Here is an 18897-nt window from a genome sequence, read left to right as displayed (position 1 = left end):
AAATTTCAGGCGTAGCTTCAGAAGTGGCGGCTCAAAAACCAACACGGAAGTAGGTTAGCTTATCGTTGTTCCTTCTTTAACTGTTCTTATGGAAGCGTTTTTGATCACAGGTTTTCTTTCGTTTTCTGTCGGAGCCGCAGGTGCCCTGATTCTGTCGCGTCTTTTGAAGACCGAGGTCCATTCGCCGAACAGCGAACGGCAAACGGCCCGGGCAGGCGAAGAGGCCAATCTCGAAGATCGACTCGAACATTCCGAACAGGCAAGGGCGCAGCTGCAGCGTTCTATAAGGCGAACGATCGCCCTGAACCGTCTGCTTCGCAAATTCAACGAGGATCTCAATATTGAGCGCATTGCCGGCGAGATGGCGGAATTCCTTGTCGAACAATTCGGCATCAGGTACTATGTTCTCTTTCGTCGCGAGTTGGAAGGAGGCTTTACTTTTTTTCATTCGAATGCCGAAGAGCCGTATCTTTCGGTGCTGAAGCAGACGTCGATCCCTGCCGGTGAAACCAGCCTGCATGAAGCTGTATGCCGCCGGCGAAAGCGTCTTTACTGGCGCGACGTTCCGCGAAAGTCCCTTTCTTCGGCGGAGCATGATGTGCAGCAATCCATTCCGATCCGAACGCTGCTGGTCTTTCCTCTTGTGTCGGCCGATCAGGTCATGGGCACGCTCGATCTGTCGCACCCAAGCGAGACGATCGACCTGACCCCCGAAGACCTGACCGACCTCGAAGTTTTCGTCGAACATCTGGCCGTGACGCTGCGAAACAGTCTTCTGGTCGGCGCTCTTGAAGATCAGGGATTGCAGCTTCTTGCCATCAATCAGCGCCTGGAAACCGAAGGCATGCAGATCGCCTCTTTGAATCAGCTGCTGCGAAACATGAACGAGGCGCTCGATCTCGATCTTGTTCTGAACCTCATGCTCGAATATGTGAAAAGCTCTTTCGATATTCACTACTATGTCGTCTATCTGATAGATCAGGTGAACGGAGTGTTAACCTACCATCGCTCTAATATCGAAAGCTTTTTACCCGGTCAGTCCATGCAGGAATTCACCGATCGCAAGCTGCCTCTCTTTCCCGTGAACGGAATGCACGCCCTGGCATGCGAACGAAAGCGCTACATCTATCTGCCGATGATTCGCGGCCGGTCGGATTCCGAATTCGAGAATGCCAACCTCGAACTGACCGGCATGAAGTCTCTTCTCATCTTTCCGCTTATTACGGGCAACAGGATTATCGGCGTTCTTGATTTTTCGATGATGCACGATCGCATGCGTCTTTCGCGCGCCGACCTTGCACGGCTTTCAATCTTCAGCGAGCAGTTTGCCGTCGTTCTGAATAACTCCCTGCTCATCGAGGAGCTGGAAAGGCAGCAGCTGGCCCTTGAAAAATCGGTGTATGAGATCGAGACGACGCGAAATCAGATCGAGCAACTGAACGAATTTACGCGAAAGATGAATGAGCAGACGGATTTCAAGTTTATCGCCAGCGAGATTTTTCGCTATCTTGAAGAGAATTTCGGGCTTGAATTTTCGTGGTTGATGCTTGTGAATCGAGAGAAACAGACGCTTTTCACCTCGATGTATTCGCGTCCTCTCGGGTTAACGCCGGCGATGCTTTCGTTTCTCGATTCCTTTGAGATTTCTCTGGAGAAGGCCTCAGGAACTCTTTATCGAACCGCCTTTAAAAGGAAGCCTTACTATCTTCCGCGAATCCCCGAAGGCTTTCAGGGAAGTCCCGTCGACGAGGCGATCAAGAATTCGTTGAATCTCAAATGGTTCCTGCATGTGCCGCTTGTGATCCGCGGCGAGACGGCCGGAATTCTTGCCTTCACGAATCTGGATCGAATGCTTCACCTGAAAAGTAGAGACGTGCATCGTATTCAATCCTTTGCCGATCAAATCGCCGGGGCGCTGAACAACGCCTTTCTGCATAATCAGGTGCAACAGGAGAAGACGCGCGCCGACGAACTTCTTCGAAACATCCTGCCCGTCTCTGTCGCCGACGAGTTACAGGATACGGGTCAGGTCATCACGCGTGTTCATGACGATACGACGATCGTCTTCGCCGACTTTGCGGGTTTCACGGCCGTCGCAAGAGGCATGTCGGCCGAGGATCTCATTCGCGAGCTGGACGGCTACTTCTATCAGTTCGACGAAATCATCCGACATAACCGGCTAACCAAACTGAAGACGATCGGCGATTCCTATATGTTCGCCGGCGGCCTGCCCGAGGCCCGTCGCTCGCATGCCATTGATGCCTGCCTGGCCGCTCTTGAGATCCAGGCCTTCATGCATCAACAGCGCAACGTAAAGGCAAGTCTCGGTATTCCATTCTGGGAACTGCGCATCGGCATCAACACCGGTCCCGTCGCCGCCGGTGTCATCGGCAAAGACCGGTTCACTTACGACGTCTGGGGCGACACCGTAAACGTCTCTTCGCGAATGGAGTCTGACGGCGAACCCGGCCGCATCAACATCTCGGCCGCCACATACAATCTGGTGAAATACTTCTTTGAATGCGAGTATCGCGGATTCCGCCCTGTTAAGAATCACGGCGAGATGGAGATGTACTTCCTGAACCGCATACATCCGAAGCTGTCGATGCAGGGCATGGGACATCTGCCCAACGATCGCTTTATGGATCTGTATCGCACGGTTCTAAGAGGTAAGCGCATCGCCTACCGCAGCGAAATCGAGAAGAAAACCGCCCCGGCTTGACGTTGCAGTCCATCTGCATTTCAATGGATGATCATGAAGAAGAATCGACTGGGCGCATCGCCGCTTGTTGTCACCGATATCTGCATGGGAACGATGACGTTCGGATCCTTTGCCGATGAAAAAGAAAGCCTTCGCATACTCGACGCAGCCTTTGAGAGAGGCGTGAACTTCCTCGATACGGCTGAGATCTATCCCGTTCCGCCCGAAGAGAAGTGGGTGCACCGTACCGAAGAGATCGTCGGTCGCTGGTTGAAGCAGCGTCGCCGCGATAGCGTCATCGTCGCCTCTAAGGTGGCCGGGCCGGCACATGGATGGTTTGTACCGCCGCTTCGAAGCGGCATGACAGCCCTGGACGCTCATCAGATTCGTACCGCCATCGAAGGATCGCTGCGTCGCCTGCAAACGGATTATATCGATCTTTATCAAACGCACTGGCCCGATCCGGGAGCGAACGCCTCCACGCATCAGGAGGTCATGGAGGCGCTTGACGATCTGAAGCGCGAAGGCAAGATCAGAGTGGCCGGATGTTCGAATGAAACGCCCTGGGGATTGATGAAGGCGTTGCATCAGAGTGAGATGAACGGCCTGATCCGCTATGAAACGATTCAGAACAACTTTTCGATTTTAAATCGCCGCTTTGAAGACAGCCTTGCAGAAGTGTGTCGCAAAGAGAACGTAAGTCTGCTTCCTTATTCGCCTCTGGCCGGAGGCGTGGCGACGGGAAAGTATAACGTCGAGCCGCCTCCGGAGAATGCCCGCTTCTCTCGTTATGCGAAAGAAGGCGTGCGACAGCAGAAGCAGCGCAATCGTTTTCTTAACGAGAAGACGCTTGATACGACCGCCGAATTGATGACGTTAGCCGCCGAGCTGAATATGAGTGTGACCACGCTTGCCGTCGCCTGGTCGAAACAGCATGATTTCGTCGCCTCAACGATCATAGGCGCCTCGTCGGCCGATCAGCTTGAAGACAGCCTGAAGGCCGCCGATGTCGTGCTTACAGACGAGACGCTGAAACGGATCGACGAGATTACGGGGCGGATTCTGTATCCGATGGGATGAGGCACAGGCTTGCGGCGCGGCGCAGTCGGTCGTTGATCGCACGGCCGATGTCTTCGTCGGCGACAGAGAACGTCAGGATCACCGACGCCGTGCGGCTCATCTCATCCAGCGTGCGATAGAGCCTCGCTGCAAAAGCGGCGAGATCTTCCTTCTGGAATTGATACGAACTCCGTTCGGTTGTCTGGCCCCGCTCCTGATCCGGGTGCTGAGCCCGGTCCTCGCCGGAGTCAGCATCGGAGCGCAGCACAGCCGGATGGCTGCAATCGATACGCCCTATGTCGATGCGCTGCTCCGCTATGTGAAACAGACCTGACTCTCCGTTCAGATAGCGGTGCAGGCGATCGAGCAATTCGGGCGTATAACCTCGATCGACAAGGATTAAGGGCACGGACGGCGCATAGTGTACGGGAAGGCGTCCGGGTGAGAGAAGTCCCCGGCCGTCGATCTCGGGCGCGCCATTTCGCGCAACTGTATAACCCAGAGCTTCGAACTGAGCCTCGGTGATCGCTCCCGGTCTGAGGATGCGCACGCTTCGGTCGCCCTCTCGTAAAACGACCGTCGATTCGATGCCGACGCTGCACGGACCGCCGTCGACGACGCCCGGGATGCGCCCTTCGAGAGATGTCTCGACCATCTCTGCCGTAACGGGGCTTGTTTCGCCGGAGCGATTGGCCGAAGGGGCGGCCAGCGGCACTCCGGTTTTCTGAATGGCATCAAGAAAGAGCGCATGCGCCGGCATACGAAAGGCGCAGAGATGCGACCCCGCCGTGACGACATCGGGGAGGTCACGCTTCGGCAGAAGAATCGTAAACGGACCGGGCCATAGAGAGAGCAGAGCACGATCGTCTTCAGCGACGACGGCGTAGCGCTCCAGCATCTCAACGGAACCGATGTGGCAGATAAGCGGATTCTCGGCCGGCCGGCCTTTGGCCTCGAAGATCTTGCGCACGCTTTCTTCGGAATCGGCCCGGCCTGCAAGGCCGTAAACCGTCTCGGTCGGTAAGGCGACGATCTCGCCCGAGCGAAGAAGCGTCACCGCCTCGTCCATCGTCAGGCGTTTCATCAGTCTTCTTCTTCGTCGTCGGAATCGATCGCGTCGGGAAGAAGAACGGCGCGCAGGCGCGGCCCCGAAAAGGTGCGCTGCGCAGCTTCGCGAATGTCTTCGATCGTTACCTCTTCGAGTTCGCGAAGCGCCTTCTGTAGCGGATCTTCGGTCTCGCCGCGAAGAACGGGAAGGGCGATCATAGAGGCCATGCCCTTGCTCGTTTCGCTGCGCGAAGCAAGCGCCGTGCGAATGGAGGCTCTGGCCCGTTTCAGGTGATGCTCTTCGATGCGTTCATCGCAGATCTTCATTATGATGCGCTGGATCTCGGTTTCGAGGATACCGATCTCAAGCGGATCGATACCGCAGCTGATATTCAGATTATTGAAAGGCTCGTTGCGCGAGATCATCGAGTAGATGCCGTAGCACGACAGCCCCAGCTCTTCGCGAATCCGTTCGAAAAGAAGGGACGAATCGCTGCCGCCGAGAATGAAGTTCATGAGATCTTCATGATGTCGCTTCGGATGCTCTTGCGGAAGCGCCGGATAATAAAGATTGAAGTATGCTTCCTGAATGCCGCTTCGCGTCAGCTCCATATCGGCGGACGTCGCCTGAAGCCGCTGAAACTCGGGGGCCAGCGCCTTCGGCAGGTCAGAGAAATGCTGCTGGACGGCCTTCATCATGCGGTCTTCTTCGACGCCGCCGACGATCACGATCAGCACATTGCCGGCTCCATAATAGCGTTTCTTGAACGCATGCATATCGACCGTAGTCGCGGCGAGAATGGACTGCTCTGTTCCGATGATGGGGTGATAGCCCGCTCCGTAATAGCGTTCCATCGCCCGTTCGTTGATGAAATCGTCGGGATCGTCGTCGCGCTCGCGAAACTCGCTGAGAATGGGATTGAGCTCTTTGCGAAACTCCTCCTCGGGAAAGAGAGGATTGCGAAACATATCACTGAGAATGTCGAAGCCTTCTTCAAACGAGTCGTTCAGAACCGTAATATAATAGGCCGTATGATCGTAGGTCGTGTAGGCGTTCATATTCGCGCCGATGTCGTTGGCAGCGCGGGGAATGCTTGTTCCGCCGGGGCGCTTGCTCGACCCCTTGAAGAACATGTGTTCGAGAATATGTGCGATGCCGTATTCGCCCGTCTTTTCCACCGACGAGCCCACACGTGTGAAGATCTGTGCCGTCGTCAGGTAGCTGTCATTTTTCAGATAGGCGAGTCGAACGAAACCGAGATCAAAGATCTGCAGGCGATGACGCAGAAGCGAGGAAACGTCAGACATTGCTGGCAAGAAAACCGGCCCTGTGAAATCGGGCGATCCTTTTCCTGGTCAGGATTTTCGAGATCGACTCGCCGTCTTCGCTCGTTTCGAGCTTTTTCGTGAACCGGCCCGGCCGTTCTGCTCTGCGACGTCGACATTCGTCGCCGCTCCTGCCGCTATTTCATGAAATAGATCGAGGTAGGCCGGATGGAATCCCCGCGTCAGAAAGCCGTTATGCCCGCCGCGATCCGAAATGATGATCCGTAATAGAGGATGCGGATCAATTTTCAGAAAATCCTCTTCGGTGATGATCGGATCGTCGGCCGACGTATAAATCGTCGTCGGTACCTGAAGATTCTTGAAAAAAGGGCCCGTCGTTGTATAACGCGCGAAATAGTCCTTCACATGCCTGTAGGGTGTGAACAGCGGAATTCCTATCGATGTCAGCTCCATGACGCTTCGCGAAGACGTAGCGTAGCGGAAGTCATGCAGATAGGGAAAGAGCTGCTGCTTCTTCATCAGAGACTGCGACCATTTGTTCAGGAAGTAAGGGCCGAGAATACGATCCTCATCGATGCGGATGGTGGCCATCTCGGGATCGACGGCAGGCGATACGGCAAGTATATGACGCACGTTTTTCAGCTTCGCCTTTCGCGTCGAATGTGCGATAGCGGCGCGCAGGACGAAATTGCCGCCGAGCGAAAATCCCATCAGGAAGAGAGGCATGTTGTCGGCAAGCTCTGAGATCTGACACATCGCCTCGTAGACCTCGTCGATCATCGTTCCATTGAAAGCCTCTTCGTTCAGATGATGCGTATCTCCGTGGTCGCGAAGATTCAGTCTGAAGATGTTGTAGCCCTGTCTGAAAAGATGCTCGCCCGACCTCAGAATGTAGGTCGATTCGATGCCGCCTTCCCAGCCGTGCAAGAGTAGCACCAGTCCTTTCGCCCCGGCCTGTTCGGCATAAGAACCAAGAAGACGCGTGCCGGATGAGGTGGTGATAAGCTTGAAAGTGGATTTCTCTCTCAGATAGGCTCCGCTGACGCGAAACTTCAAAGAGGCAAAGGCCGTCTGTAAAAAGGGATGACGCAGGTAAAAAGGGGCGTTCAGGGTTCGCCGCTCGATCATATCTCTGTTTTTTTGAACTGACATCTGTGTCAATCGGGAGCATCTACCTGTTCTTATCAAAATTTCTTGCCGCTGCGGCCCGGTGCAGATTTATTACTTTTAAGTATTTAATGGAGTCTGTATGCATCTGCTGAGCGATTTAAGCGTAAGTCCGTATCGCATGTTTTTTCCCATCGGTATTGTGGGGTTATTATATGCTCTGACCCGTATGATTCTGCCTTTTTCGGGAGAAGGCGTTTACTGGCATAGAGAGGCGATGATCGGCCTGTTCTTGCTGCCTGTGGCCGTCGGCTTTCTTTTTACGGCAGGTCCAAAGTTCTTCGCTTCTTTTCTGCCACATGCCGTGGAGCTTGTAGGCGGCTTTGCTCTTTTCCTGAGCATGTTCGTTTTCAGTCTTCTGGATCTGCGCCTTCCTTTTCATATCGCAAAGATCACACTGCTGCTTCTTCTGCTTAACTTTCTGGCCATCCGTTTTATCAAACGCAGATCGGGGAATCCTGTATTCTCTTCGTTTGTATTTCTCGGCCCGCTGGCCGGCCTGCTCGGTAGCATCGCCGCCCTGATCTCGCTTTTCAGTTCGCAGAGCATCTTCTATGAATGGAGCCGCTCGCTTTACTTTCATGGCATGTTCTGGATTCTCTTTTTCGGAGTAGGCGTGAAGTTCTTTCCCATGATCACGCTGACAACGCGCGGGCTTCGCGATCTGACGCCTTATGAAAAGTTCGTTTCTTCGTCGCATGCGCTGTGGACGGCGATTGCCGTTATACTTCTTGGTTCATTTATCATCGAAGGAGCGGGCTTTGTAAAGACGGCGATGTGGGTGCGAGCCTTAGCCCTCTTTTTCATGGCGAAAGAAGGATGGCTTCTTTTTATCAAAAGCCCGCGTAAAGGCGTGTTTACATTCTTCTTGAAGGCGGGCCTCTGGACGACGCTTCTCGCTCATTTCGTTTTTCCCTTCTTTCCCGAGCAGCGCGTGCATCTGTATCATCTCGTGTTTACGGGCGGCTTCATGATGGGCACGCTGCTTGTGATGGGCCGCGTCAGCCTGGCGCATGAGCGACTTCCTCTTGATACCGAGGTGAAATCAAAGGTCGCCGCCGCAGCCTTCTTTCTGATCTATATGGCGACATGGGTCAGGGCTACGGCTCATCTTGTGCCGACATATCTGCCGCATCTGCAATATGCGGCCGCGATGGCCGCTCTCGGCGTCGTACTACTGGCCGGATTGTACTTCTGGCTTTATAAAAAAGAACACGGAAACGGCTGAGGTCCGTCATTCGGAGCCGGTTCCGGGACACGTTCCGAATGTACAGGCGGTCGGCGTTTGGTTAACGAAAGTGACCGATCGGCTGACCGAGCCGTACCTTATCGCCTTCGCTACGATCGGCATCGAATTCCATCGTTCCCTTCTCGAAAAGAAGGATGACGGTCGAGCCCATCTCAAAACGGCCGATCTCTTCGGCTCGTTGCATCTTCGGCGGATTCTCATACAGATGAGCTCGACGTTTGCGAAACCACGTATTCGTTTTGATGCTGTCGTAGGTGACGCGAATACGGCCGACGTTCGTCGCACCGACCTTGATCATGGCGATATGCCCGTGTTTTGTACGCAGAATGCTCGTCAGGCGTTCGTTTTTCGGGAACAGGCCTGTCAGTCCTTCGACGGCGATCTTATTAACTGGAAAGAGACGGCCAGGCGAATACGTGTAGCCGACAACATCGCATTCAAAGGGCGTATGCATGCGGTGGTAATCCTGTGGCGAGAGATACAGAACGCAGTAGTGGCCGTCTTCGAAATACGAAACGAACTGCGGATCTCCGAGCAGGTCTTTGAGAGTATAATAGATGCCTTTAGCCTGAATCAGGAGCCCTTCCTGGATCACTCCCATTCGGGAGAGCTTTGCGTCGACGGGTGATACGATGGTTTTCTTGCCTTTATCGATCGGACGCACGCCGGGCTTCAACGCTCGCGTGAAAAAGGCGTTCAGACTCGGGTACTGTTCGATCGGCTTCTCGGCTTCTTCAAGATTAATGTCGTAGGCGCGGGCGAAGGCCTTGAGCGCCATCGTCTGGATCGGTCGCGGAAGGCGTAACAGCGAGAGCGCTCCGAAAAAACGCGAGATGAGATTGGCGGGCAGAAGAGAGAGTAGCATTAAATAGAGATCTCTTGAAACGTCCTGCTTACCCTCTCGAGAGTTCTGATAACGCACAAGCTCCTGCCGCGAATGTTTCGCGAACAGGAAGGCGAGCAAGATACCGAAGACGGCGCTGAAAAGGGCGAATCCCACATATGATGTGAAAAAGACCGAGGCCTGGAACGATCCTGACTCAGTCGCATAACCCGTATAGAGAGCAAGAAGCACGCCAAGAGCGGGAAATACGTTCGGGATGCGGCTTCCCGTCAGATGCCTGAAGGTCATGCTGCCCGTATAAAGCCATGTAACAGTAGAAAGGATAACGAAGAGAGCAAAGACGGCGACGAGCAGATAGGTGAACGGAGCGAGAATGTCGTCGCTATGAATCAAAAGCACGGTGGAGAAGACCTGGTCAAGAGCGCCGGCCGCTCCGTCGACGACGGCACGCGCTCCATCGGGCTTCACGATCGATTGCACCGAGAACCGCTCGAAAAGTAGGGCGCCGACGACAAACGACAGAAGAATCTGCGCCGCCGGGAAAAGCTGCGCCACAAGGCCCTGTTTCGCCGGATGATCGGTGCGTACAAGGCCTGAGATGACGGCCAGTCGGCCGCCTGCGAATTCGGCTAACGCAAAGTAGACGGCGACGCTGAGCATCGTCATCGGAAGCTGCTCGGGCCTGTAAGGCAGAAGCGGATCGGCCAGCAGGGCTTCGATAAATCGAGCCGTATGCGTGAGCGGGCTGAACGAAATCGAAAAAAGGGCGGCGACGATGAGCAGAATACCGGCATAGGCCGTAAACTTCCCGAAGAGACCGATACGGCGAATGCCGCCGGCGATGATGAGGATCACGGCGAAGAGAAAGGCGACGGCAAGGCCCATAGCACCCGGAGACGGCAGCGCCGAGCGCACACCGCGCGTCACCGTATGCAGCAGATAGACGTTAAGAATCGAACCGGCCAGAAGAGCGGCGCCGATAAAGAAGATCGCATGCAACAAACCGGCCCAGCGGACGCGTGTCAGCTTGGTGGCGGCGAGCAGAAGCGATGATTCCATAAAGCCTTTCCGCCCGCGGTTGCGCGTGCGAAGCGTCGCCGTCGAGAGAATATACTCGGTGGCCGCCTGAAAAAAATGGATGAGCCAGAGCAGCGGAAAGATCGCAGGGCCCGAGAAAAGAAGGGCAAAGGCCGTACCGGCAAAGGTTCCGGGAATGAGGCTGCCCAGAGAACCGGCGAAGTAGGCCTGTCCTGGAGTGATCTTGCCTCGTGAGCCTTTCCAGTCGAGGGCGCCGGCCAGGATTTTCAAACTGAGGAAGGGATAGCGCAGCTGAATCCATCCGGTGCGAACCGTAAGGAATAATCCGCCAAGCAGCAGGATGAGGAAGATGGGGTAAGAGGAGCTTGAAAGAACGATATCGGTTTTCATAGTTGCCGTCAGATGAGGGAACACAATATTGCACGCAACCTGCGATGAAAAGAACTTATTTGGTCTTAAAGCTGCTTCTTATTCTTGCCGCTCCTGTTACGGGAAGGCTACATGCCGATGAGTTTGAGTTCGGTTTTACATACGGATTGCTATCTCATAACGAAGACTCTTTCAGCGGCGGGGTCTATCGCTTTCGTCCGGGCCTGTACAACGCCTTCCAGCGCGGCATCGTCTATGATCCGTTCCCGGTCTATGGCACGGGAGAGGTCTTTTTTCGATTCAGCGGGCCCATCGGCGACAATCATAGCTTTGGAATCGCCTACGGGCAGGAAGAGGCCGGCGGAGCAAGCACGACCGAGATTCGTACAAGCTATTTTACAAACGTGAAACATACCTTTGATTTCCGTTATCTTCTATTCACATATCATTATGCCATCCCGATACGCAGCTACTTTCGCAATATCAGTCTTGAGGTCGGCGGCGGGCTCGGTCTGCTTCCTCTGACGCGCTGGCACATTAAGGGCTATCAGACCGATCTCGGCAGTTTCAATCGCAGCTATGAGGCCTTGCTGGAAAGCAATTCGGGCTTTCAGTATCGCATGGAGCTTGTACTTGTAAAAAAGTGGAGGGCGGCCGTTTTCCGCTTCGGAGCTCGCATCGACTACAGGCTGGCCGGCGATTTCACAGGCCTTGCCGGAGGCTCTGAAGTCCGGCCGTTTACGCTCACCGATGGAACGCATGCGCTGACACCCGATCTGCTTGACCTTGTGGAGCTACAGCAGGCGGCGCAGAACCAGTATCTTGATCCGTCACTTCGCTTCGAGGGACTTGTCAGAGGCGAGACCGAAATGACCTGGGGAACGACCGGGCTTTTTGCCTCCGTTGGTGTGCGCTTTTAAAGCAGATGATCCGTATCGAGGTTTCGCCGCCTGAAGCCCTGCGCCGCTCTGCGGAAATCCCCGCAGGGAAAAGAATTTTGTGGCTTTTTTGCAAGGTGGCGTCAGAATCGCCCGGGAGGAAAGATGAACTCAAGCGACACCCAACTCTCTAATGCTCCGGAGGAGAAGATCCTCTCCGTTAAGGTGCGCGATCTTCACCAGTTAAAACTGGTCCTTGCCACATGGTACAGCTATTTAAGAGAAAAGTCCGCTACGCTCGACGAAGAACAATTCCGGAATGCCCTGCGCACACCGGTCGTCTACGATATCGAGAAGGACGAGATCGAGTTGCTTATTCCAGGGAGCGAGCGGTTGCTCAGCGATCTGAACGTCTTTCTGCGATCCATTTCAGGCTCCTGATGCCGATGCGATTTCTGTTACTGCTTTCCGCCTTTTTTGCCTTTCAGTGCACGACGCCCGGGGCGCCATATGCGTTACCGCCCTGGATTCCTGTTCAGGAGCGCGCAGCGGTTTCACAGGTCGTGCTTGTCGCCGACGTCGTTGCCAGCAGTAGCCGAAATCTCAATCAAACCATCGATTCAGCCGTCGTCGTTTTGAACGTTGTCAGCGTTTTAAAGAAGCCGACGGATGTCGACATCCCCGAACGCCTTGCCCTGCAGTTTGTGCTGTATCCAGGCTCTTTTGAATCGCGTATGCGCACGCCGCCTGAACCGGGGCGCTATTTTGTCTTTCTGAATACTGAAAAAACCGAGAAGAAGGACGGAGGAAATCTCATCCTTTTTCGTCTTTATGAACCGAACCCCTTTGCCTTCGATCTGTGGAGCGCGGAGGGAGAGGCAGAGCTTCGCCGGTCTCTGAATAATATATGAAAAGCGGCGTACGGGTGAACAGGAGGAATATCATGAAACAAATTAAACGAGAGCGATTCCGAAATCGGCTCTGGCACCTGCCTCTTCTGCTTCTGATCGTGGCCTCTCCGGCCTTTACAGAGCAGCCTTTTGATCCGAAGTCCGTGCAGTCGCGGGAATGCCAGGCAGGACAGTTCCAGTGCGGATTTGCGCCGCCGAGCGCCGAGCTTGATGAGTCCGTTCCTCTTGCCGATTCGGCGATGATCTCACATCGCGGCCTTCCGTCGCGCGTCGATCTCAGCGCCGATATGCCGCCTGTCGTCAATCAGGGGCAGCAGAATAGCTGCGTCGCCTTCTCGGTCGGCTATTATACGCGATCCTATCTTGAAAAGAAGGCTCGCGGTTGGAGCTATGATTCCCCTCCATATGGGGGAGCCGGTGAGCGAGTTTTTTCGCCGGCCTTCATCTATAATCAGATCAACGGCGGACAGGACAGCGGGTCGTATTTTCATCATGCGCTCGATCTTGTTACACAGAAAGGGGCCGCTCCCTGGAAGGTGATGCCGTATAACGCAAACGATTATCGTACGCAGCCTTCACAGGCCATAAAGAATGCGGCCATGCAGTACAAGGCCGCCTCTTACAAACGACTTCCGTTTGATAACGTCGAGGCGGTGAAGGCCGAGCTCGCCGGCGGGCGTCCGATCATCTTCGGCATCACGATCGACGACGCCTTCTACAAGCTCGGCACTCAGGTCTATGATCAAACCGGAGGCCGCACGTATGGCGGGCATGCGATGACGCTTGTCGGCTACGACGATTCGAAGACCTCTCCGAAGGGTGACCGCGGCGCCTTCAAGCTGATCAATTCCTGGGGAACGCAGTGGGGCGATAAAGGCTACGGCTGGATCTCTTACAAGCAGTGGATCGCCATGCGCCCGTATGCGTATGTGCTGTATCCGGCTGCGGGTACGACTACGACGCCCGATGCCCAGGAAGAGGTAACTGAAGTCGTTCAGGGCGACATCCAGCCGCCGGCAAAGGTCGAGGCCTCACAGGGAACCTATTCCGATCGTATTGAAATCAGCTGGACTCCCGTTACAGGCGCTCTTGCGTATGGAGTTACCCGTGCCGAGCCCGGCCAGGATTCCTTTCGTTTCGTCGGCTATGCAAGCAAAACGATGCATGCCGATACAAAGATCCAGGTCGGAACAAACTACCGTTATCGTATCATCGCCATCGGCGAAGAGAAGACCTCTGATGCAGGAAGCTCACCCGTAGCGTCGGGTTATGCATCGGCTTCGACGACAGAGCAGAGCCCCGCTACCGTTCCGGGAATCGAGATCGAACTGCAGGGCGGGAACGGCTCTTACAGGGTAAACGTTAGCTGGACTGCGGCTCCCGGCGCCTCTCATTATCAGATCCGTCGCTGGAATGCAGGCGGTAATCGCTGGCAGGTATGGAATCAGAAGATCACAACGACGCAGTTCACCGATGCGGGCCCCGTGAAAAACGCCGAGAACCGGTATTCGGTCCGGGCCGGCAATGCCTCGGGCTTCGGTCCGTGGAGCGATGTAGCCGCCGTCTCTGTGCCCGGTGAGGCGACGCCTCCAAATGCGCCGACCGGCCTTGTCGTTTCGAACGGTATCTATAAAGATCGCATCGCTTTGCGATGGAATGCCGCTCCTGGCGCCGAGAAGTATGCGATCTTCCGCTACAGCTATGCGACAAAGAAGTGGGAAGGGCCCATCGACGAAAGCGCCTCTGCCAGCTATGTGGATAACTCAGCCCGCGTTAAGGACGGCAGCTTCTATGCCTACACCGTCGCCGCCGTGAACGGATCGGGTGCGAGCAGCTATGCCGATCCGGCCGTCGGTCGTGCGAATCCGAACGTGCAGCGCGACGGCGAGAAGGTCGAGGCTCCGACCGATATCGTCGCCACGCTTGCACCTTCGGGACAGGTAACGATTACCTGGAAGGGCGTAAAAGGCGCCGACGAGTACTATGTGCTGCGTAAAAAGAAGGATGCCGCCGACTATACGTTTGCCGGCAACACCGACGCGAAAACGCTTCGTTTCACTGAAAAGTTTCCCGGCAAGCCGGGCGAACTGTATCTCTATACGGTACGCAGCAAGCCCATGATGGGATCGGAATCGCCTGATGGCCGACCGGCCGCCGTATTCGTAAACGCAGAGATCGAGGTTGTCTCGCATCGTTTCATGCCCGGCCAGGGCCTCGAACGCATGACGGGCGAATGGAACGGCCGCTACTGGGACGGTAAATCCGCGCCGCGCATCTTCAAGTTGAAGATTGAAGGCGACGGGAATCAGATCACTCTGCATATCTCAGATGACCGCGGAGCAAAGGCTACGGTAAAGGGTGTTTATCCGTCGATGGCCGACAGCGTACAGCTGAAAGGTGTGACGCTTGACTATCGTGAGAATCTTGACGTCTTGATCCTGCGCAGATCGGATGGCCTGCCGATTCTTGCCGGGCAGACGGTCTCTTTTACGCGCTGATCTTTGAATTCCGGAACTCACGAAAATCTTGAGTTCCGGTCAATTCCGATCAAGAAGGCCTTTCGGGTGCACGTTTCGGTTTTCGAGACGACACTCTTGAGAGGCCTTCTTTTTTTTGCGTGCCTGCCCGTCAGAGGCCGGATCGTTATTGCCAGCCTGTTTCGTTCGGCAAAATAAGCCTCAATGAATATCATTGATCAGTATAACTCGAAGAGGCTTTCTGCCGACGAGGCGATCGCTTTTGTGAAAAGCGGCCACCGCGTCTTTCTTGACGGCAACGCGGCGATGCCTATGGAACTGATTCGTTCCCTTGCGAAATGCGGGCATGAGCTCGATAGCGTGGAACTCAATCACCTGCTCACCTTCGGCGAAGACCACTTTCGCGAGATTCCCGGCATCCGTGATAATGCATGGTTTCTCGGCCCGTCCATAAGGCAGGCGGTGAACGAAAATCGTTCGGACTATATTCCCATCTTTCTTTCAGAAATCGCCACGCTTGTACGCTCGGGCGAATGGCCTATCGATGTGGCGCTGATCCATGTGTCGCCGCCCGATCGCTATGGTTATATGAGCTACGGCGTCGAAACGTCGATTACGAAGCCATGCACCGAAATGGCGAAGCTTGTGATCGCGCAGGTGAATCCGCGTATGCCGCGGGCGCTCGGCGACTGCTTCATTCACGTATCTGATGTCGACTACATCGTCGAACACGAAGAAGATATCATCGAGATTCCGGCGAAAGAATGCTCCGAGCAGGAAAAACAGATCGGCGAGAACGTAGCAAAGCTCGTTCAGGACGATGCTACACTTCAGCTCGGCATCGGCGGTATTCCAAACGCCGTTCTGGCCTGTCTTGGTAACAGGCATAACCTCGGCATTCACACTGAGATGTTTGTCGACGGCATTCTTCCGCTTGTTGAGGCGGGCGTTATTAACAATCAGAAGAAGGGCCTGCATAGAGGCAAAGTCGTATCGGGATTCTGTATGGGCTCGAAAGAACTCTATCAGGCCATCGACAACAATCCGTTCTATGATTTTCATCCGAATCATTATACGAATGATCCGGCCATTATCGCGCAGAACTATCGTATGACGGCGATTAACTCGGCTATCGAGATCGACCTGACGGGACAGGTCTGCGCCGATTCAATGGGAGAGTACATCTTCAGCGGTATCGGCGGCCAGGTGGACTTTATTCGCGGGGCTTCGCGCTGCCCGACAGGCGTTCCTATCGTCGCATTGCCGTCGACGGCAAAGTCGGGTAAGCTTTCGCGTATCGTGCCGACTCTTACGAAAGGAGCGGGAGTCGTAACAAGCCGCGGAGACGTTCACTGGGTCGTCAGCGAATTCGGCGCCGTGAATCTCTTCGGCAAAAATTTACGGCAGCGAGCCGATCTCCTGATCGGTATCTCGCATCCGGATTTCAGGGCGGAGCTGCGCAAAGAATCTAAGTGGGCTACGAAAGATCTGTAGTTCTGTTAAGCTAATCCGCGGTTTCGGGGACTGTTAATGATCTCCCGATCCGACGAGCGGGTTATCTACGCGTATGGCCCGCCGATCGCTCTTCGATGAGCCGGCGGGCCTTTTCGCGCAGGGAGCGGATGTCGGAACGATCCGATCGGTTAAGCAGAGGAATGCGCGTATGCTTTGCGAACCAATCCTCTGTCGGTTGGTGGCGAGAGGCACCCTGGCTTGAAGCGGTCAGGGCTTCGGTTATGTATCTCGCATATTGAACGGCAAACAGGAATCGTACGGCAGGCCTCGAGTTGTCTTTGCGTCGGCGCCCGGTTTTTTCATCTCTGTTTTTACGAATGCGGTCTTCAAAAACGTAGAAATCTTCGACGACCTCCCGGAACGTTCGCTCGCCGGTTCGATAGTAGATCAGGGAGTCGGGCATACAATCGTGAACGAACTGACCGAGAGCGAAGAAGAAGGCCGGTACCGTATCGGTTCGTCCTGCCGTATAGATCAGACGCAAGAGGGCGGCGTTATCCGCACCAACAGGATAGTAGAGGGAATGCGTCTGTTTGCGGTACCAGGCGCCGGTAAGCACTCCGTTTTCTTCGTCGGTCTGTACGCCCAGCTCGTCAGGACGTCGCCGATCGCCGATCACACGATTGCGATATTCCGGGAAATCTTCGCGGGCGATCTCGCGAATGGGAAAGCAGGAGCCCGGAATGAGAAAGAAGCGTAAACTTGTGAGGTCACGTCTGCCATATTTCTCTTTAAGAATGCGACCTCCGGTAAGCTCGCGTGATGCTATCTCAACGTCTACAAGGGAGGCGAGGTCGATGAGCAACTCTACGACGTCGGCCGTGTTGATCTGGCGCAAGCAGAGCGACGGCAGAGTGGGCGTCCGATCGGAGGGACTGTCAGAGGATCGCTCGATAAAAAAGGAGCTACGTTCTTTCCAGAGACGCAGAACGGGATTCAAGGTGAGAATGCCGTGACGGTGTTCGGGCCGAAGCGAATAGTCGTTTGCCGTCTGGCGCACAGGGCGTAATCGATCGACGAGAATATCTCTTGCCGCCGTAAGTACGGTAGCTTCATCGCGAATAGGATTCCATTGCGGCGGCAGCTCAGATGGCGGATAACGCTCGTCGGCTTCGAAGGGCAGAGGACTGACGTCGCCCGACCAGTGTCTGTAAAGATCGATCAATTCATCATTCAGAGCTACCAGCCTTTCGGGAATGGCATAGAGGCGGCGTAGAATCCTTGATGATTCTTCATCGGCACTGGCATCACCGCTTTCTCTGCTGAAGGCGTCAAGTCGGGGCAGGAGACGTCGTTCTTCTATCGATCGGACGTAACCGTCAAGTTCTCTTCTCGCCGCGTTGTATCGCTCGATCGCCGCCTTCAGTCGCTCTGTCGAACGGCTTTTCAAGCGCAGAAGACGAAGGGCTTCGTGTAATCGGCGGCTTTCATAGAAGCAGACTCTGCGCACGATGCGCTCCATACGAGAGGGCAGCTCTATTAAATCGAGAAGATCCAGTAGATCTATGTCGGCGGTTGGAGTTGTATTCATCGTAAGGGAGAGGATCTCCCGTCGCAGGCTCATGTTTAACTGAATTCCCGTTTGTAGCTGATGAATGGCCTGCCGGATCGTCGGCGATTCGACCTGCCGAATGCGAGTTTTCATTTCTGCGAGTAACGTTCTGCATCGGTCGTCGAGAGATTCTCTGAGGCGTAACATCGGTTCGCTCTGCAGCTTTTCTTCTATTACAGAAGCGAGTCGATCGATTTGAGATAGAAGCTCTTCCCTTTCTTCTTCTTTCTGCCAGAATCCGTGCAGCGGAGAGAGCGCCTCGCGCAGATCGTCGGTCAGTCCTTCAAGATAAGAGCTGAGCGTGAAGATCCGGTAAACGGCCGGGACGTTGCCTTCTCGGTAATCCGCCACTATTCGTTTATGCAGTTCCGTATCGACGGCGGATAACTCGACGTCTTCGGCGATGCCCGTGTCCATAAACATACTTCCGCGAAAGAAAGGAATGCGAAAGATGCGGCGGTCTCTGCCGAACAGACTTCGCGCAACAAGAACGTCGATACAGCGATACCAGAGTGCAAGAAACCGTTTTGAGGCCGCCTCGGCGTAGCGTCGCAGCTCGGCCGGGTCGGGCTCTTTGCCTGAACGTGGAGGAGGCTGGAGCGGGTCAGGAAAACGGTCCCAGCCGGAGCGCAAGAGGTCTGAGGCCGAAAACTCGATCGTCTCAAAGCGGACTCGCCTCTGGCGAAAGAAACGCCGCCCGTCTGCGTCCGTATGCAGTCCGGCCCGGCGATCGTCAAGAAGGCTCTGAAGAATAGAATCCATCGACCGAGACAGTATGCCTCAGCACTACCCTGAAATCAAGC

13 protein-coding genes are annotated in these 18897 nt (G+C 54.9%); 8 read left to right on the top strand and 5 right to left on the bottom strand.

The window, feature by feature from the left end:
- The first annotated feature begins 100 nt into the window (after window positions 1–100).
- The gene (locus LEPIL_RS09670; RefSeq protein ID WP_169314806.1) at window positions 101–2722 is read left to right on the top strand and encodes an adenylate/guanylate cyclase domain-containing protein; all 2622 of its coding nucleotides are present in this window, start codon (window positions 101–103) and stop codon (window positions 2720–2722) included.
- A gap of 33 nt (window positions 2723–2755) precedes the next feature.
- A complete protein-coding gene (locus LEPIL_RS09665; RefSeq protein WP_002772261.1) occupies window positions 2756–3781 on the top strand; it encodes an aldo/keto reductase in 1026 nt (341 codons plus the stop codon).
- Here LEPIL_RS09665 and LEPIL_RS09660 read toward each other — a convergent pair.
- Genes LEPIL_RS09660 through LEPIL_RS09650 form a run of 3 tightly spaced genes read right to left on the bottom strand, consistent with a single transcriptional unit; the run spans window position 3750 to window position 7246 of the window.
- Window positions 3750–4844, bottom strand: coding sequence for an L-threonylcarbamoyladenylate synthase (locus LEPIL_RS09660; RefSeq protein WP_002772259.1), 1095 nt, complete (start codon window positions 4842–4844; stop codon window positions 3750–3752). The two genes, LEPIL_RS09665 and LEPIL_RS09660, sit on opposite strands and share 32 nt — an antisense overlap.
- Entirely contained in the window at window positions 4844–6115 is a 1272-nt protein-coding gene (locus LEPIL_RS09655) for a M16 family metallopeptidase (protein ID WP_002772258.1), read from the bottom strand. The genes LEPIL_RS09660 and LEPIL_RS09655 overlap by 1 nt, the downstream gene beginning before the upstream one ends.
- A 48-nt stretch (window positions 6116–6163) precedes the next feature.
- Window positions 6164–7246, bottom strand: coding sequence for a YheT family hydrolase (locus tag LEPIL_RS09650; RefSeq protein ID WP_052608268.1), 1083 nt, complete (start codon window positions 7244–7246; stop codon window positions 6164–6166).
- 97 nt (window positions 7247–7343) lie between these two features.
- Between LEPIL_RS09650 and LEPIL_RS09645 the strand changes: the two genes are divergently transcribed.
- Complete coding sequence (locus LEPIL_RS09645; protein WP_002772254.1) at window positions 7344–8489, top strand: NnrS family protein; 1146 nt, start codon at window positions 7344–7346, stop codon at window positions 8487–8489.
- A gap of 61 nt (window positions 8490–8550) precedes the next feature.
- On the opposite strand, the gene asd is transcribed toward LEPIL_RS09645, so the two are convergent.
- Window positions 8551–10782 (bottom strand): archaetidylserine decarboxylase, encoded by a 2232-nt coding sequence (gene asd, locus LEPIL_RS09640; protein WP_002772253.1) that lies wholly within the window; start codon window positions 10780–10782, stop codon window positions 8551–8553.
- Window positions 10783–10826: 44 nt separating this feature from the next.
- On the opposite strand from asd, the gene LEPIL_RS09635 reads away from it, so the two are divergent.
- The 5 genes from LEPIL_RS09635 (at window position 10827) to LEPIL_RS09615 (ending at window position 16521) form a co-directional block, all read left to right on the top strand.
- Window positions 10827–11681 (top strand): hypothetical protein, encoded by an 855-nt coding sequence (locus LEPIL_RS09635; RefSeq protein ID WP_002772251.1) that lies wholly within the window; start codon window positions 10827–10829, stop codon window positions 11679–11681.
- 123 nt (window positions 11682–11804) lie between these two features.
- Window positions 11805–12080 (top strand): hypothetical protein, encoded by a 276-nt coding sequence (locus tag LEPIL_RS09630; RefSeq protein WP_002772249.1) that lies wholly within the window; start codon window positions 11805–11807, stop codon window positions 12078–12080.
- Complete coding sequence (locus LEPIL_RS09625; protein ID WP_002772248.1) at window positions 12080–12550, top strand: hypothetical protein; 471 nt, start codon at window positions 12080–12082, stop codon at window positions 12548–12550. The genes LEPIL_RS09630 and LEPIL_RS09625 overlap by 1 nt, the downstream gene beginning before the upstream one ends.
- 32 nt (window positions 12551–12582) lie before the next feature.
- Complete coding sequence (locus tag LEPIL_RS09620; RefSeq protein ID WP_002772246.1) at window positions 12583–15048, top strand: C1 family peptidase; 2466 nt, start codon at window positions 12583–12585, stop codon at window positions 15046–15048.
- Between the two features lie 183 nt (window positions 15049–15231).
- Window positions 15232–16521 (top strand): acetyl-CoA hydrolase/transferase family protein, encoded by a 1290-nt coding sequence (locus tag LEPIL_RS09615; protein ID WP_002772244.1) that lies wholly within the window; start codon window positions 15232–15234, stop codon window positions 16519–16521.
- 61 nt (window positions 16522–16582) lie between these two features.
- On the opposite strand, the gene LEPIL_RS09610 is transcribed toward LEPIL_RS09615, so the two are convergent.
- Window positions 16583–18856: a hypothetical protein gene (locus LEPIL_RS09610; RefSeq protein ID WP_002772243.1), complete on the bottom strand. Its 2274-nt coding sequence runs from the start codon at window positions 18854–18856 to the stop codon at window positions 16583–16585.
- Between the last annotated feature and the right edge of the window lie 41 nt (window positions 18857–18897).

It is taken from the genome of Leptonema illini DSM 21528, from assembly GCF_000243335.1.
GTDB classification, from domain to species: domain Bacteria; phylum Spirochaetota; class Leptospiria; order Leptospirales; family Leptonemataceae; genus Leptonema; species Leptonema illini.
This window is presented reverse-complemented; position numbering and strand designations above follow the sequence as displayed.

What these genes read in the sequence shown, in the direction of transcription:
- LEPIL_RS09635 (WP_002772251.1), top strand. Translation starts at nt 10,827, where the DNA reads ATGAAAAGAACTTATTTGGTCTTAAAGCTGCTTCTTATTCTTGCCGCT.
- LEPIL_RS09650 (WP_052608268.1), bottom strand. Translation starts at nt 7,246, where the DNA reads ATGTCAGTTCAAAAAAACAGAGATATGATCGAGCGGCGAACCCTGAAC.
- LEPIL_RS09660 (WP_002772259.1), bottom strand. Translation starts at nt 4,844, where the DNA reads ATGAAACGCCTGACGATGGACGAGGCGGTGACGCTTCTTCGCTCGGGC.
- LEPIL_RS09665 (WP_002772261.1), top strand. Translation starts at nt 2,756, where the DNA reads ATGAAGAAGAATCGACTGGGCGCATCGCCGCTTGTTGTCACCGATATC.
- LEPIL_RS09610 (WP_002772243.1), bottom strand. Translation starts at nt 18,856, where the DNA reads ATGGATTCTATTCTTCAGAGCCTTCTTGACGATCGCCGGGCCGGACTG.
- LEPIL_RS09655 (WP_002772258.1), bottom strand. Translation starts at nt 6,115, where the DNA reads ATGTCTGACGTTTCCTCGCTTCTGCGTCATCGCCTGCAGATCTTTGAT.
- LEPIL_RS09615 (WP_002772244.1), top strand. Translation starts at nt 15,232, where the DNA reads ATGAATATCATTGATCAGTATAACTCGAAGAGGCTTTCTGCCGACGAG.
- asd (WP_002772253.1), bottom strand. Translation starts at nt 10,782, where the DNA reads ATGAAAACCGATATCGTTCTTTCAAGCTCCTCTTACCCCATCTTCCTC.
- LEPIL_RS09625 (WP_002772248.1), top strand. Translation starts at nt 12,080, where the DNA reads ATGCCGATGCGATTTCTGTTACTGCTTTCCGCCTTTTTTGCCTTTCAG.
- LEPIL_RS09620 (WP_002772246.1), top strand. Translation starts at nt 12,583, where the DNA reads ATGAAACAAATTAAACGAGAGCGATTCCGAAATCGGCTCTGGCACCTG.
- LEPIL_RS09630 (WP_002772249.1), top strand. Translation starts at nt 11,805, where the DNA reads ATGAACTCAAGCGACACCCAACTCTCTAATGCTCCGGAGGAGAAGATC.
- LEPIL_RS09645 (WP_002772254.1), top strand. Translation starts at nt 7,344, where the DNA reads ATGCATCTGCTGAGCGATTTAAGCGTAAGTCCGTATCGCATGTTTTTT.